This window comes from Paenibacillus amylolyticus (genome assembly GCF_047302515.1).
Taxonomy (GTDB): Bacteria; Bacillota; Bacilli; order Paenibacillales; family Paenibacillaceae; genus Paenibacillus; species Paenibacillus amylolyticus_G.
Genome location: NZ_CP168019.1, coordinates 5,399,140 through 5,414,680, shown reverse-complemented (window position 1 = coordinate 5,414,680; position 15,541 = coordinate 5,399,140). Strand labels below are relative to the sequence as shown.

Annotated in this window: 12 protein-coding genes and 1 riboswitch; all 12 genes read left to right on the top strand. The window is 44.6% G+C overall.

Annotated elements, in window-relative coordinates:
- Positions 1–21: 21 nt before the first annotated feature.
- Positions 22–1,314 carry an arsenic transporter gene (locus tag ACDJ59_RS23555; protein WP_413406204.1) on the top strand — a complete coding sequence of 431 codons (1,293 nt, stop codon included), beginning with the start codon at positions 22–24 and terminating at the stop codon, positions 1,312–1,314.
- Between the two features lie 307 nt (positions 1,315–1,621).
- Positions 1,622–3,487 carry a BglG family transcription antiterminator gene (locus ACDJ59_RS23550; protein ID WP_340983622.1) on the top strand — a complete coding sequence of 622 codons (1,866 nt, stop codon included), beginning with the start codon at positions 1,622–1,624 and terminating at the stop codon, positions 3,485–3,487.
- A gap of 17 nt (positions 3,488–3,504) precedes the next feature.
- Positions 3,505–4,383 carry a ketose-bisphosphate aldolase gene (locus ACDJ59_RS23545; RefSeq protein ID WP_413406200.1) on the top strand — a complete coding sequence of 293 codons (879 nt, stop codon included), beginning with the start codon at positions 3,505–3,507 and terminating at the stop codon, positions 4,381–4,383.
- A 15-nt stretch (positions 4,384–4,398) separates the two neighbouring features.
- Positions 4,399–6,324, top strand: coding sequence for a fructose-specific PTS transporter subunit EIIC (locus tag ACDJ59_RS23540; protein WP_413406198.1), 1,926 nt, complete (start codon positions 4,399–4,401; stop codon positions 6,322–6,324).
- A 488-nt stretch (positions 6,325–6,812) separates the two neighbouring features.
- Complete coding sequence (locus ACDJ59_RS23535) at positions 6,813–7,739, top strand: phosphate ABC transporter substrate-binding protein (protein ID WP_413406196.1); 927 nt, start codon at positions 6,813–6,815, stop codon at positions 7,737–7,739.
- Positions 7,740–7,854: 115 nt separating this feature from the next.
- The gene (gene pstC, locus ACDJ59_RS23530; protein WP_017690972.1) at positions 7,855–8,790 is read left to right on the top strand and encodes a phosphate ABC transporter permease subunit PstC; all 936 of its coding nucleotides are present in this window, start codon (positions 7,855–7,857) and stop codon (positions 8,788–8,790) included.
- A 2-nt stretch (positions 8,791–8,792) separates the two neighbouring features.
- The gene (gene pstA / locus ACDJ59_RS23525; protein ID WP_026081329.1) at positions 8,793–9,680 is read left to right on the top strand and encodes a phosphate ABC transporter permease PstA; all 888 of its coding nucleotides are present in this window, start codon (positions 8,793–8,795) and stop codon (positions 9,678–9,680) included.
- Between the two features lie 12 nt (positions 9,681–9,692).
- On the top strand, positions 9,693–10,448 hold the full coding sequence (gene pstB / locus ACDJ59_RS23520) for a phosphate ABC transporter ATP-binding protein PstB (RefSeq protein WP_036616781.1): 756 nt from the start codon (positions 9,693–9,695) through the stop codon (positions 10,446–10,448).
- A gap of 184 nt (positions 10,449–10,632) precedes the next feature.
- Positions 10,633–11,664, top strand: a complete 1,032-nt coding sequence (locus tag ACDJ59_RS23515; protein ID WP_413406194.1) for a phosphotransferase enzyme family protein — start codon at positions 10,633–10,635, stop codon at positions 11,662–11,664.
- A 354-nt stretch (positions 11,665–12,018) separates the two neighbouring features.
- A riboswitch (glycine riboswitch) is annotated at positions 12,019–12,143 on the top strand.
- A gap of 251 nt (positions 12,144–12,394) precedes the next feature.
- A complete protein-coding gene (gene sdaAB / locus ACDJ59_RS23510) occupies positions 12,395–13,084 on the top strand; it encodes an L-serine ammonia-lyase, iron-sulfur-dependent subunit beta (RefSeq protein ID WP_074093257.1) in 690 nt (229 codons plus the stop codon).
- Complete coding sequence (sdaAA, locus tag ACDJ59_RS23505) at positions 13,074–14,012, top strand: L-serine ammonia-lyase, iron-sulfur-dependent, subunit alpha (RefSeq protein ID WP_036672202.1); 939 nt, start codon at positions 13,074–13,076, stop codon at positions 14,010–14,012. The genes sdaAB and sdaAA overlap by 11 nt, the downstream gene beginning before the upstream one ends.
- Before the next feature lie 264 nt (positions 14,013–14,276).
- A complete protein-coding gene (locus ACDJ59_RS23500; protein ID WP_413406191.1) occupies positions 14,277–15,491 on the top strand; it encodes a YhgE/Pip domain-containing protein in 1,215 nt (404 codons plus the stop codon).
- Positions 15,492–15,541: the final 50 nt, after the last annotated feature.

Sequence of the window (15,541 nt, the reverse complement as noted above, 5' to 3'; positions counted from 1 at the left end):
CAGGGTACAGCAGGAGGCTCTATGGTATACGTAGCAATACTGATTTTTGTAGTGACGATCACCTTGGTGATCTGGCAACCTCGTGGATTGGGTATCGGTTGGACTGCCTCTGGTGGGGCATTACTTGCCCTGTTGTGTGGAGTTGTCAGCTTAAACGATGCCTCGGATGTAGCATCCATTGTATGGAATGCAACGCTGGCCTTTGTCGGCATTATTATGATTTCTCTCATTCTCGACGAGACGGGTTTCTTCGAATGGGCTGCCCTTCATATGGCTAGGCTGGCTGGAGGAGACGGTCGCAGACTGTTCTTCTACTCCATTCTGCTGGGAGCGGCGGTGTCTGCCTTGTTCGCGAATGACGGTGCCGCGCTCATCCTGACGCCAATTGTGCTGGCAATGGTGCGTGCATTGAAGTTTGATGAGCGCATGGTGCTGGCTTTTGTGATGGCGAGTGGATTTATCGCCGATACCACGTCGTTACCGTTAGTCGTCAGCAATCTGGTTAACATTGTATCGGCCGATTTCTTTGGTATTACATTTGTGGAGTATGCGGTACGCATGATCGTGCCCAATCTGTTCTCAATCGTAGCGAGTACGGGGATGTTGTTTTTGTTCTATCGCAAAAGCATACCCCTTCGCTACGACATCTCCGCGGCACGTGACCCGAAGGAAGCGATACGTGATCCACGGATGTTCCGAATCGCCTGGTTCATGCTTGGGCTGTTATTGGTTGCCTATGCATCCAGTGAGTTTCTGCCGATTCCCGTGTCGGTTATTGTTGGCTCCGTTGCGTTGCTGTTCGCTTTATTGGCACGCAAGAGCGAGGCTGTTGATCTGAAACGGGTAATTAAGGAAGCGCCATGGTCGATTGTGGTGTTCTCGGTGGGCATGTATATCGTCGTATATGGACTGCGTAATGCAGGGTTAACGGATCATCTGAGCCGCTGGCTGGATGCCATAGCAGAGCATGGTCTGCTGGCTGCTTCGCTCGGGATGGGCATCATCGCTGCTGTATTATCATCGGTGATGAACAACCTGCCGACCGTGTTGATTAACCTGCTAGCCATCCAGGGCGCGCATACCGAAGGTATTATTCAGGAAGCATTGATCTATGCCAATGTCATTGGTTCCGACCTGGGTCCCAAAATGACCCCGATTGGATCACTTGCCACATTGCTGTGGCTGCACGTGTTATCCCGCAAAGGTGTGAAGATCACATGGGGGTATTATTTCAAAGCAGGCATCATCCTGACGATTCCAACATTGTTATTTACCCTAGCCGGGTTGGCATTGTGGTTATGGATTCTAGGTTAGTACAACCGTATTTACATTTTCAACTAGCACAGACCGTTAAGTGTCTGGAGTAGGTAGTGTTGTAAGGATCGCGCTTATTGTCATGGATGTAGTGGTACTATACACACAAACCAACCTTTTTAGAAGGTTGGTTTTTTTGTGTTCTATTTTCCTTCCCAAACGATTCTTAAATAGAATACTAACTTAGAATTTAAAAAAAGTGGGTATCATAAACGAATACACGATCACTTCCTAACTATTAGGAAAGAGTATAGGCTTGGTGGATATAAAGCGCTTGCATTAGTATGTGTGTAAGGAGGAAAGCCAAATGAGGAAACGTTACATTAAGCTATTAGAGCATTTAAAACAATCTGAGCATGATTTTGTGAGTGGAAGCGAATTAGCTAATCTATTTGATGTAACGACTAGAACGATTCGCAATGACATCAAAGAAATGAATGAAAATTATTTAGATAAAGCAATGATTATTGGCAATACTCGCAAAGGATACAAGTTAGTCGGGGATTTATCCAGCCTGTATAAAAATGAAGATGATGACGAAGAAAGAGCATTTCATATTATCAAAGCACTGTTATCGCAGACTGATTTTATTACGTATGAGGATCTGGCTAGAACACTTTATTTTTCGACTCAAACGATCCGTAAAGACGTGCAAAAATTAGTGCAAACGATTCAAGCAGAAAAGCAGAACATCGAAATTGAAGCGATTATTTTCCAAGGTATCCGGCTTAAAGGAAGCGAAGTTGAGAAACGGATTTTGCTCAAAAAACTAGTCACTACCGATTGTCTCAAACACATGCCGATAGACGAAGCACTGCAATACTATTTTGGCGATTGGTTCAACGAATCTTCTATTCATTTTATCTACGCTTGTATTGAAGAAGAGGTTGCCAAGTATAATTTATTGCTAAGTTTTCAAGAATTATTCTCGATCTGTGTGAATGTTTTGATCAGTCTTAAACGAGTAAGTCTTACACAAAAAATAACTGAACAGGATATGAGGTTGGATCATACGAGCTTTGAAGAATTAAAAATAGCCCAATCTATTCTGATCCGTCTGGCTCAAGAAATGGATATCCCTTTTGATGAATATGAGTATCAGTATTTAGGTTACCTGCTGATCGCATTGCAGATCTTACCTAAAAAAAATGAAGAAATCGGGCATGAACACGTGAATGAAATGGAACAAAAAATCAAATCAGTGATCCAAAAAGTTGGAGAGCAATATGGATTCATCAGCTACAAAAACCAAGAGTTACTTGATCGATTATTAGCTCATATTACCAAATCATTATACCCATTAAAGTATTATTTCCCTGTCGAAAATCCTTTTATTGCTCAAATAAAATCAGAATATACCAATGCTTATAATGTCGCAGTTGTGTTGGCAAAAGAATTGCAATTTTGCTTAAATATCAAAATACCCGAAAATGAAATCGGTTACTTGACGTTACACATTATGGGCATTATTGAGAACTCTCAAGATAACAGAAAACGTATTGCAATTATTTATGGCAAAAATCTATTAGTCGGCAAGCTATTGGAGCGTAAGATTAATCTCTATTTTCCGAATATTAGAATCGATAGTCTATTAGCTAATCATGAAATACATCTTCTTCCGGAAGGAATTGAAACGATTATCACAACGAGCGAGATTGCGGAACAACAGCAGTTAAATGTACAAAATATCATTCTGGTAAGTGAAATGATTACAAGTGATGATATGAAGAATATTTCGATTCAGTTAAATCGTGGACTACTCAAATATTATTTATCACCAGATGATGTTTTTTTCCTAAATGAAGACAATCCAATTGATTTGTTAAAAAAACTTACAGAACTAGGCGATATTCAGCATTTATATACCAGTATTGTGGAAAGAGAAAAAATGTCGAGTACCAATATTGGGAATTTGGTCGCGATGCCCCATCCATTTGATTGTGGAGATAACAAAAAACTGCGTGTACTGGTAGCGATTAATAAGCAGAAAATGCTATGGGGTGATCAGATGGCGCAGATCATTTTTCTGTTTATTCCGCCGAAAAATCAGAAGGTGAATAACACCAAATTTTTCGAAGAAATTTACGATGTGTTTAAACAGACTAATATGACAGAAAAACTACTCCATATCACCAATTACGATGAATTTTTGGAAGTCTGGTCTTCCAAATAAATCTAGGAGGAATTCAAATGTTAATTAATATGAAAGATTTACTTAAAGTAGCGTATGAAAATAAATTTGCAGTCGGATCATTTAATGTAGCCAATAGCGAGTTCGTCAAAGTGGTCATTACAGCCGCAGAGGAGCAGAATTCGCCTGCAATCATGCAGATTCACCCGAATGAAATTGATCTAGTCACTGATGGGTTTATAGCTTATGTGCGAGAAGCGGCATCCAAGTCCAAAGTGCCGTTTGTTATTCATCTGGATCATGGAGCGACGATCAAAGATATTACACGTTCGATTCGCAATGGGTATACATCAGTCATGATGGATGCATCTCATTTACCTTTTGAGGAAAATATTGCGGCAACCAAGGAAGCGGTTGAACTGGCTCATCTGGTCGATGTATCTGTAGAAGGTGAACTAGGTACGATTGGGAGTAATGAAGGCAGCTCGGAAGGTGGGGCTGACGAGATTTTGTATACGAATCCAGAAGAAGCGGCGATTTTTGTAGAACAAACAGGTATCGATACACTTGCTGTCGCTGTAGGTACTTCACATGGTATTTATCCTCAATCCAAAGATCATTCGATCAAAATCGATCGTTTGAAACAAATTCATGAAAAAGTAAAAATACCGTTAGTGCTGCATGGTGGATCAGATAATCCTGATGAAGAGATTAGAGAAGCAGTGAAGCATGGGATAGCGAAGATCAATTTATCAACCGATATGAAGCGAGCATTCTACAACCAATTAAGAGCGACACTCGATGCCAATCCGAATGCATATGAACCGGATCAACTGATGCCTGAGGCGACCAAAGCGGCGACAGAATTGGTGAAGAAAAAAATGGATCTGTTCGGTTCTACAGGTAGAGCATCCCTTTATAAACTGGGAGAAATTTAAGAGGAGAGATCCATCATGAAGATTTCTAATGTCTTAAAACCAGAAAATATCATATTAGATGTCACCGCTACGACCAAAGCCGAATTAATAGATGAATTGTCGCAAAAGTTAAACGATAACGGCTATTTAAGCGATATTGAGCAATTTAAAAAAGATATCTGGGCACGTGAAGAACAGGTTCCTACAGAAGTGGGATTCGGAATAGCCATTCCACATGCCAAGTCTACTGGAGTACAGTCCCCTGCCATTATTATGGGCAGATCATTAAGCGGTATTGAATATAGTACCGAATCATGTAATTTATTTTTTATGATTGCAGTCGATCAAAGCTCTTCATCAGAACATTTGCAAACATTATCCAAAATTTCGACCTTTTTGATGGATGAACTATTTAGAGCGAAACTTATCCTTGCTCGAGATCAAGAAGAGATTGTCCGTTTATTTGAACAGGCAGAAGAGCAAGATGCGCAGGCACTTCATAGTCCTAAAAAGTATGCTGGCAAAAAAGTGGTTGGAGTTACAGGCTGTCCTACAGGAATTGCCCATACGTTTATGGCCGCGGAAGCATTGAAAAATGCGGCCAAGGAACTCGGTGTACACATTAAAGTGCAAACCAATGGATCAACAGGTGTTGGAAATCAATTGACTCCTGAAGATATTGCTGAAGCTGATGGTATTATTGTGGCGGCAGATGTCAAAGTCGATATGGATGTTTTTGGCGATCGTCCAGTGATCAAAACCTCTGTCAAAAATGGAGTTCATCATGCACAAGAGTTAATTGAAGATGCGATTGTTGGAAAAGGTGTCGTTTTGAATCAAGGCAACAGTAATCTTAAAGAAGCAAAAGAAAAAACACGCTTAAAGCAGCCTAAAATATACAGCCATATTATGAATGGTGTATCCTTTATGATTCCTTTTGTGGTCGCAGGTGGTATATTGATTGCGCTTTCGTTTATGTTTGGTATTCATGCGGCTGATCCAAATAGCCCGGATTATAATGCTTTCGCCGCTTTTTTAAGTACAGCAGGGGGTAGTGCTGCTTTTGCATTGATGGTTCCTGTATTAGCAGGGTATATTGCGTATAGTATTGCTGACCGTCCAGGATTGGCACCTGGTATGATTGGTGGGATGCTGGCAACTATTGGAGGTTCTGGCTTTTTGGGAGGTATGCTGGCTGGATTTATCGCCGGTTATACGATCCTAGCTCTGAAAAAATTAGTCAAAGGCATTCCTGACTCACTGCAAAGCCTGTCACCTGTGCTGATCTTGCCATTAGTAGGTTCATTTATAACCGCCTTGATTATGTATTTTGTCATCAACAGTCCGATGGCTTGGATCAATGAGTCGTTACAAGGTTGGCTAAATGGTTTAACAGGTTCTAATGCTATTTTATTAGGAGCACTTCTGGCAGGAATGATGGCATCTGATATGGGTGGGCCGATTAACAAAACAGCATCTGCATTTGGACTGGCGATGTTCGCCAATCAAATCTTTGAACCTTCTGCTGCTCTGATGGTTGGAGGTATGGTTCCGCCACTGGGTATTGCATTAGCTACAACATTATTTAAAAATAAATTCTCAATCGAAGAACGTAATGCAGGCAAAGCCGCTTATATTATGGGTGCGTCGTTTATTACAGAAGCCGCGATTCCGTTTGCCGCAAATGATCCCTTGCGAGTTATTCCATCCAATATTGTAGGTGCAGCGATTGGTGGAGGAATGTGCATGGCTCTAGGTATTTCGTTACAAGCTCCTCACGGTGGAATCTTTGTTATTCCCATTGCGGCAAGTAATCCATTATTGTATATTGTCTGTATTTTAGTTGGTTCCATCATTACAGCTTGTATGATTGGATTGTTAAAGAAACCTGTATATCAACCAAAGAATAATTCAAGCGACTCGCCAGATAAAAAAGCCTTAACAACTATGAAATCTGCATAAATTCTCTAACTAGCTGGTGCCATGCACTGGCTGTGAGGCAGTTTTTTGTTTGTTCTATATAACGGATTGATTCAATATCTACATTAAGTATTTACACAAGGCCAGCCTTTTATAGGGTTGGCCTTTTTGCCTACTTCCCAGGCAGGAGATTGAAATGCCTGAGATCCAACCAGAGCTGACACAGCGAAGGGAGCGGAACGATTGTGGAAAAGCGAAGCGTTCGCCTTTATCCCCGGATGTATTCCATAGAAAAAGTAAATCATATAGATCCGGGGATAACAGCGATTGAAACAACGTCCGTTCCCGAAGCGACCACTTCAGCGCAATTTCTCTCAGATAAATTTCAATATACAGCCGATATTTTTAACATTGCGTTTACAAAACACTGATTTTAAGATGACATACCGAAACTACAATGAGTAAAGAGTTGATGGTGAACAAACAAATTCACAAAACGCCATCACTACATTGGGGGAGGAAAACAAAACATGTTTAAAAAGTTGCCGTTTATTTTGATGACCTTAACGTTCGTACTGGTTCTCGCAGCATGCGGATCGAAAAATGACGCTGGTACAGAGGGTGCCGCAAGCAATGGATCAGGAGAAGCTGCTACTGAGCTTAGCGGTAACATTCTGGCAGTCGGATCGACAGCATTGCTACCTCTGGTAGAACAAGCTGGACAGAAATTTATGGCAGTTGATGAATATAAGAACGTAACGGTTCAAGTTCAAGGTGGCGGTAGTGGTACTGGTTTGACACAAGTATCTGACGGACAAGCTACAATCGGTAACTCTGATGTATTTGCAGAAGAGAAACTGGAGGACGAAGCCAAAGTAAAAGAACTGGTTGATCATCAAGTAGCAGTAGTAGCTATGGCTCCAGTTAGCAACAAAGATGCAGGGGTAGAAGATTTGACGAAGCAACAACTGGTCGACATTTTCTCCGGTAAAGTAACGAACTGGAAAGATGTTGGCGGCGCGGATCAAGCAATTGTTATTGTAAACCGTCCAAGTAGTTCCGGTACTCGTGCAACTTTCGAGAAGTATGCATTGGGTGAAAAAATGGGTGATATCCAAGGTTCCATTCAAGAAGATTCTTCAGGTAACGTAAGAAAATTGGTAGCTGAAACGCCAGGTGCTATTGGTTACCTCGCCCTGTCTTACTTGGATGACAGCTTGCAAGTGTTGAAATACGAAGGTGTAGAAGCAACAGTTGAGAACGTAGAAGCAGGAACTTATCCAGTGTGGGCTTACGAGCACATGTACACAAAAGGTGAGCCTGATGCAGCAACAAAAGCATTCTTGGACTACATCTTGAGTGACGAAATTCAACAAAACGACGTGACAGAACTTGGATACATTCCAATGTCAGGTATGAAAGTAAAACGCGATGCAGCAGGTAATGTGGTTGAGTAATCTTTGAACTTGCGCATACAGCGAAAGAGGCGGACTTAGGTCCCGCCTCTTTACGCGGTTTGCTCTGAAATAATCCCATATTTTGCATTAATTCTACTATAGAAGGATGGTTGTTATGGAACAGACCGAAGGGGGAACGGTAATGAATAACAAGTTGAAACCGCGCCGGCCCTTAAAAGAGAAACATTATTGGGAAGAGTGGACGGGACGGATCTATACGTCGATTTGTGTCGTTTTCCTGATCGTTGTCATGTTTTCCATTGTTTATTTTGTAGCGTCCAAGGGACTATCGACATTTTTCCAAAATGGAATAAGCATAAGCGAGTTTCTTGGTGGGAAAACGTGGAATCCAACAGGTGAACCTGCTTTCTACGGGGCATTACCGTTCATCACAGGTTCTTTCATTACAACCTTGCTTGCAGCATTGATCGCAAGTCCGCTTGGCCTGTGTGCAGCGCTCTTCATGACAGAGATTGTCCCGGGTAAAGGGAAAAAGATCCTGCAGCCTGCGATTGAGCTCTTGTCCGGAATTCCATCCGTTGTGTACGGATTTATCGGTCTGAGTGTCATCGTACCTTTGTTGCGCAGTATCTTTGGTGGAACAGGCGTCGGGATTGCAGCCGGATGTCTTGTTCTCGCGGTAATGATTCTTCCTACGGTAACAAGTATTATGGCAGATGCATTGTCCGCATTGCCAAAAGGATTGCGTGAATCCTCCTACGCACTGGGTGCCACTCGCTGGCAAACCATCTACCGTGTCATTATCCCAACAACTTTGCCAGCTTTGTTGACAGGTGTCGTTTTGGGTATGGCCCGTGCTTTTGGTGAGGCACTTGCTGTGCAGATGGTTATCGGTAATGCACCGCATGTTCCAACATCCTTGCTTGAATCAGCTTCAACATTAACAAGTGTAATTACACTCAGCATGGGTAACACCACGATGGGTTCTGTTCATAACAATGCACTGTGGAGTATGGCGCTTGTCCTGTTGGTGATGACCTTTGTCTTCGTCATTCTGGTTCGCCTGCTTGAAAGGAGAAACCGGGTATGAAAATGAAGGCAAAGACGGTAGATAAAATTGCAACATCCGTTATCGTTGTACTGGCCCTGTTCATTGTTATTCTATTGCTCGGTCTGCTTGGCTTCATCATGTATAGAGGCATTGGGCATATTAGCTGGAACTTCCTGACGAGCGCACCACAGTTGCTTAAGGGTGGCGGCGGAATTGGTCCACAGCTCTTCAACTCCGTATTCTTGCTTGTCCTGACTTTGATTGTTACCATTCCACTCGGGTGGGGCGGCGGAATTTACATGGCGGAGTATGCCAAACCAGGCAAGATTACCAGCTTCATTCGTCTGGTCGTTGAAGTATTGTCATCATTCCCATCCATCGTTATCGGTTTGTTTGGTCTCTTGCTGCTAGTAAATCAATTTGGTCTTGGTTTCTCCCTGATCTCGGGTGCCTTGGCTCTGGCGATCTTTAACTTGCCACTGATGGTGCGTACTACGGAGCAGGCCTTCCGTGCCGTTCCGAAGGAACAGAAGGAAGCAGGTCTGGCGCTGGGACTGTCCAAGTGGAAGATTATCACTTCGATTCTGCTACCTGTGGCATTGCCGAGTTTGATTACGGGTACGATCCTGGCATCGGGCCGGATTTTCGGTGAAGCAGCCGCGCTGATGTTCACCGCAGGTATGAGTAGTCCACCATTGGACTTTACAGATTGGAATCCGACGAGTCCAAGATCACCGCTTAATCCTTTCCGTCCGGCAGAGACACTTGCTGTCCATATCTGGAAAGTGAATAGTGAAGGTATTGGTCCAGATTCCAAAGAAGTGGCAGCAGGGGCATCCGCCGTGCTTGTCATTCTCGTGCTGGCGTTCAATCTAAGTGCACGCTGGATCGGTCGGGTTGTATTCCGCCGCATGACAGCTTCGAAATAAGGAGGAACCAACATGGCCATACCTTTTGGTACGGAACAGTTAAGCATATATTATGGACATTTCCAGGCGGTCAAGCAGATTAGCCTGACGTTTCCTGAAGCAAGCGTAACGGCTCTTATTGGGCCGTCTGGTTGCGGTAAATCCACGTTCCTCCGGTCGCTGAATCGGATGAACGACGAGATTGCCGGTTCCCGTACAGAGGGACATATCTGGATGGACGGTAACGATCTGAATGAGCCTGGAACCGATGTAATCAAGCTTCGTCAGAAGATTGGCATGGTGTGGCAGAAGCCAAATCCTTTTCATAAGTCCATCTATAACAATATCGCGTTTGGCCCCCGCTACCGCGGTACGAAGAGTAAGAAGGCACTGGATGAAATTGTGGAAAAAAGCTTGCGCCGTGCTGCGCTCTGGGACGAAGTAAAAGACAGACTGCATGAGTCAGCTCTGTCTCTCTCTGGAGGACAACAGCAGCGTCTGTGTATCGCTCGCGCTTTGTCTGTTGAACCACAGATTCTGCTGCTCGATGAGCCGGCATCTGCACTTGACCCGGTATCTACGGGTAAAGTTGAAGAGTTGATTACCGAGCTCAAGAAGGAGCTGCGGATTGTTATTGTTACCCATAACATGCAGCAGGCGGCACGCATCTCGGATTATACAGCTTATTTCTATCTGGGAAGCATGATTGAGCACGGGGATACAGAGCATATTTTCACGAACCCGGACAATCGTCTGACGCAAGAATACATTATGGGTCGTTTTGGTTAATTGGATCATGGAGTGTCACATAGAGCAACAGACAGAGAGATAGAGAAATAATAGAGACAAAAGAAAGCACAATGCCTGGACGGTTGTTCGGGGGTTGTGCTTTTTTAATTTATAATTTTAGTGGGATTTTCTGTATGCGGGATAAACATTATGCTACGATATTTAGTGTGAAGAGAACGTTTACATGACTTCGAAGGAGATGTTAATAATCACTACGGATCAGATGCCTTACGACCATATGGCAGCTCAGATTATACAGAACTACACTATTGAGAAACCTGTCGTTTCATATATTCGTCATAATGAGAATCTGACGTATCATGTCGTTGATGAAGCAAGCGGGCAGAAGTATCTGCTACGTATCCATCAAGCCGCATATGCAAGTATGACTGGCATTCAGCATACGCTTCCTGCGCTGGAGGCAGAGATGAACCTGCTTCAAGAGTTAAATGCAACGACAGCATTGCGCGTGCAGCATCCGGTACGCAATGCATCGGGTGAATGGGTAACGGTATGGAAAAGTGAAGCGGGTAAAGAAATCTGCTGTACAGTACTGGAGTGGATTGAGGGCAGGGACATCCAGCAGGGAGAACGCCTGACAACAGAGCAGATCTATGATCTTGGGGCACAACTGCAGATGCTTCATCAATATGGGCGTGAGCAGAATCAGACAGATCAAACAAAGGTGCGGCCGGCATATGGCAATAGCCATGAGAACTTGGTCATGCTCGGGCAGCTAGAAGAAGGCGTCCGACTGGGGATTTTTACAACGGAAGACTTCGATCTGCTTCGTGAGACGTTTGAGAACATTAATGAACAGTTAGAAACATACCCGCAGCACGCAGGGACATGGGGGATCATTCATGGGGATATTACTCGCAACAATCTGCTGATAACGGAGCAGGGAATTTCCATGATTGATTTTTGTCTACACGGTTATGGTTATTATCTTTTTGATGCCGGAGGGGCAGCGCTTATGTTCAATCGGGAGGAACGTGACATATTCTTATCCGGTTATACCAAACAGATCGCACCACTGACGGATCGTGATATCCGATTAATGGAAGGGTTTATGTTGATCTTTACACTGGGTTATTATGCCTTCCAGATGGCGAATGAGTCGAGGCACGAATGGATGAAAGATCGCATGCCGAAGCTATGCAGCAAGTATTGCCGACCCTATGTGCAAAATGAGCGTATTTTCTATGAGTTGTGAATTATAATCCTGATGTGCAGATTCGGATGGGGTACTGAGCAGTGTGGTTCAGAAATTTTGGTTGCCTGAATACCCGAACGGTTTCATGGACAATACCATAAATAATAGTAAGCACATCATTGATTGAAGTAGAACGAAATAACCTGTTTAAAAGATCTTTTTATCGCGTTAATGTAATGAAAGCTAACAAAATATTCTGGTTATCATCGGTTCAATAGGAAATGATGGATATACACCCAAAGAAATCGTCAAGTTTGTTGACACTGATCTTCCGGTCGATTAATCTTAATGAAGAAGAAATGAATGACTTCCATGACTGTTCTGCATAAGCTCAGAATGGTTCCATACGGCGGATGATAACGAGCGGGAGAGACCTGGGTTAGCCAAACAAAATGGCTAGTGTTCAGGCACCGAAGGAGCAAGCTGCTGCGCACCCGGCGCAGTGGTTAATCTCTCAGGTAAATGTACCATCGTTGGACGCAACTCTGGAGAGTGCGCGAACTGCGCCACCCAAGGGGTATATGATCAGTCAGCCTGGTGAACTTGTCTGTAATCGCAGGCAATGCACTTTGTCGTGAGACACTGCTGATCGTGAAACTCTCAGGTATCGAGGACAGAGAGAGGGCCTGAGGCCTTCTTCTGTCCTTTTTTGATGTCATCATTCAGTAAATAAGGAACAATATGGATCAGATTCTGGATGGAAATGACGAATACAATTGGAGGGTTACAAGTGCGATTTAAAGATGTTTTTTCAATTATTGGTCCGTCGATGACGGGGCCTTCAAGTTCACATACAGCTGGAGCGGCAAGGTTAGGGAGAATTGCTCGACAGTGGCTGGGATGTACGCCAGATCGTGCCCGGCTGACCCTGTACGGTTCATTTGCAGATACGTATCAGGGGCACGGAACAGATCTGGCACTGATCGGCGGTCTGCTGGATTATGTCACAGACGATCCGCGTATCCCGGATGCAGAGCAATACGCAGAGGAAGCAGGCATGGAGGTTGAGTTTTATACAAGTGGCCTGCCTGCTCCTCATCCAAATACGGTCAAAATAGAGTTGTGGCATGGAGAACGTGCCTGCTCCTTAATCGGTGCATCCATTGGTGGTGGAAGCGTATCGGTGCATTCGATGAATGATTTTCGTGTTCAGATTAGTGGTGAGTTCCCAACACTCGTTCTACGGCATGCGGATAAAGCGGGCGTACTCGCGTCAGTGACGTCCACGATCAGTTCATCCGGGGTTAACATCGGGTATATGCAGGTGGACCGGAAAGCCCGTGATGGCGAAGCACTTACCGCGATGGAAATGGATGGCGTGCCTAATCCTGATATGCTCAAGCGTCTAAGGGAGCTGGACCATGTATTGGACATTCGTGTCATTGATTTGAAGAGAGGAGTTGATTCGGATGCGGTTTAAACATTTGCATGAACTGAATACGATCTGTACAGCGGAATCCAAAACCATTGCTCAGCTGATGATCGAGGAGCAAGTTCAGGAGACCAATACACCGGAAGCGGATGTTGTGAAGCAGATGTCTGAATATTATCAGGTGATGAAGGAAGCGGTACGCAAAGGGTTAACGGAAGATACGACATCACGCAGTGGATTAACAGGTGGAGACGGGAAAAAAATGGCCGAGTACATTCGCAAAGGTGAGACTTGTTCAGGAGATGCTTCCGCACTTGCCATGGCGTATGCCCTGTGTGTATCTGAAGTGAATGCCTCCATGGGCCGGATCGTGGCAACGCCAACAGCTGGTTCCTGCGGCATCATCCCCGGTGTTTTTATTAGCTCACAGGAGCGATTTGGCTGGACGGACGAACATTTGGTGAACGGGTTGTTCTGTGCGGGAGCGATTGGTTATGTTATCGCCAACAATTCATTTATCTCCGGCGCCGAGGGTGGCTGTCAGGCGGAAGTTGGTTCCGCGATCGGCATGGCTGCGGGTGCCATGGTTGAACTGCGTGGAGGTACACCGGAACAGGTCGTTCATGCCGTTGGTTTGGCGTTAAAAAATACACTGGGCCTTATCTGCGATCCGGTGGCAGGCCTTGTTGAAATTCCGTGCATCGTCCGTAATGGACTGGGTGCAGTTACGGCGCTGGCTGCGGCTGACATGGCCTTGGCCGGAGTGCGTAGTGCTATTCCGTCAGACGAAGTCATCGATGTCATGCTGGAAGTAGGCAGTGCGATGCCGAGCCGCCATCGGGAGACAGCCCAGGGCGGGTTGGCCCAGACACCAACCGGCCGCAAAATGATGCAGAAGTTGGCTAAACCAAAGGCAAAGCGTGCCGAGCCTGAGCCTGAGTCCCCTGCTGAAAATGACGTAGAAACTAAGGCATAAATCGGATTGATATGAATTAAATCTAACGCTAACTCGTGAAACCTTGAGCCTTGATTATTAAAGGTGAAGAAGAGCTCATTACTTGATACGAAAAGCCGATACAAACCTTCCTGGTGAAGAGATGTATCGGCTTTTTTTGTCTTTTTCCAACGAAGTAAAACAAAAAAACATTGACGACATATATATCGTATTGATATATTAACTACTGTCATATATCAATACGATATATATGAGAGCGAAACAAAATTAAAGGAGATGGATAGAATGAAAGGTATTTTCCAGACGAGTCTACTGTTTTTGAAAAACGGAGCCACCATTGTAGGTTTAATTACGGCCGTTCTGTTCCAGGTGTTTTTTAATATCATCTGGCTTAGTGGATATGATCAGGTTAACGAAAGAATGACTCAGTTGGCTGTCACCATCGTGAATGAAGATGGGGTAGCGGCTGAACCGGTGGCCAAGTCTTTGGCGGCAGGTCTGAATTTCGAGATCAAACCATCTGAATCAATGCAAGAAGCAAGACAGATGTTAACGGATCGGGATGTTTACATGATTATTGAGATTCCATCAGGTTTCATGCAGCAGGCAGAAAACTTGTCAAAACCGATGACAGTGAAGTATGTGATGAACGAATCAAACGTGGCTACCGTGAAAAGTGTGATGCAGAACGTAGCTGCACAAGTTACAGCGACATTGAATCGTGAAGTACAAGAGAATGGCATTCGCGGAGTGCTGAATCAGTCCAGTATGACTGCTGATCAGTCCGATGCGCTGGCGCTGGGGTTGTCTTCACGCGTGGAGGCAGAGGTGGAGCGACTGAATCCTGTTGATAATTTTGCTTTCTCCATGGTACCGATGTTGATTGTAACGGCTACGTTTACCGGAGCGATGTTGCTTGGCATGAATCTGCAAAAGGTTTCTGGAGAACTGAGTGGCAGGGCAGGGAAATGGGAGCGCTTCTGGGCGCGTAACATCGTGAATGTTGGTGCGGCATTTATCGTTTCGCTCGTTGGATCGGGGATGATGCACGTTATGGGAGTATCATCAGCAGATGGTTGGTTAATGTTATGGCTGTTCCAGTTGCTGGTCACCATATCTTTTATACTCATGGCTCAGTTGAGCTTGTTGTTGCTTGGCAATGCTGGGGCTTGGTTAAACAGTGCGCTGTTGCCTCTGCTGATGTTGTCCTCGGGCTCAACAATTCCGCGCGATGTAATGTCTGAGTTCTACCAAGGGATCGGTCATTATCTGCCGGCGACCTATGCGGTAGAGGGGATGACGAACCTTGTGCTTGGGGGAAACGGGATTGGCCGGGATGCATTGTTTCTTGGGGTAATCGGAGTTACAACGCTGACTCTAGGTGCTTTTAGCATCTGGATCAGACGTTCCAACCCGGCAATCTCTGAACCTCGCAGGGAGAAACAGCCTGCTACTGTACCTGCTGCTTTGGAAGCATCCGTGTCTTCATCCGATCATTGAATATGGGGGGCTGATTGTGATACGTTAAGAGGAATGGAAAGGAGCGGTGC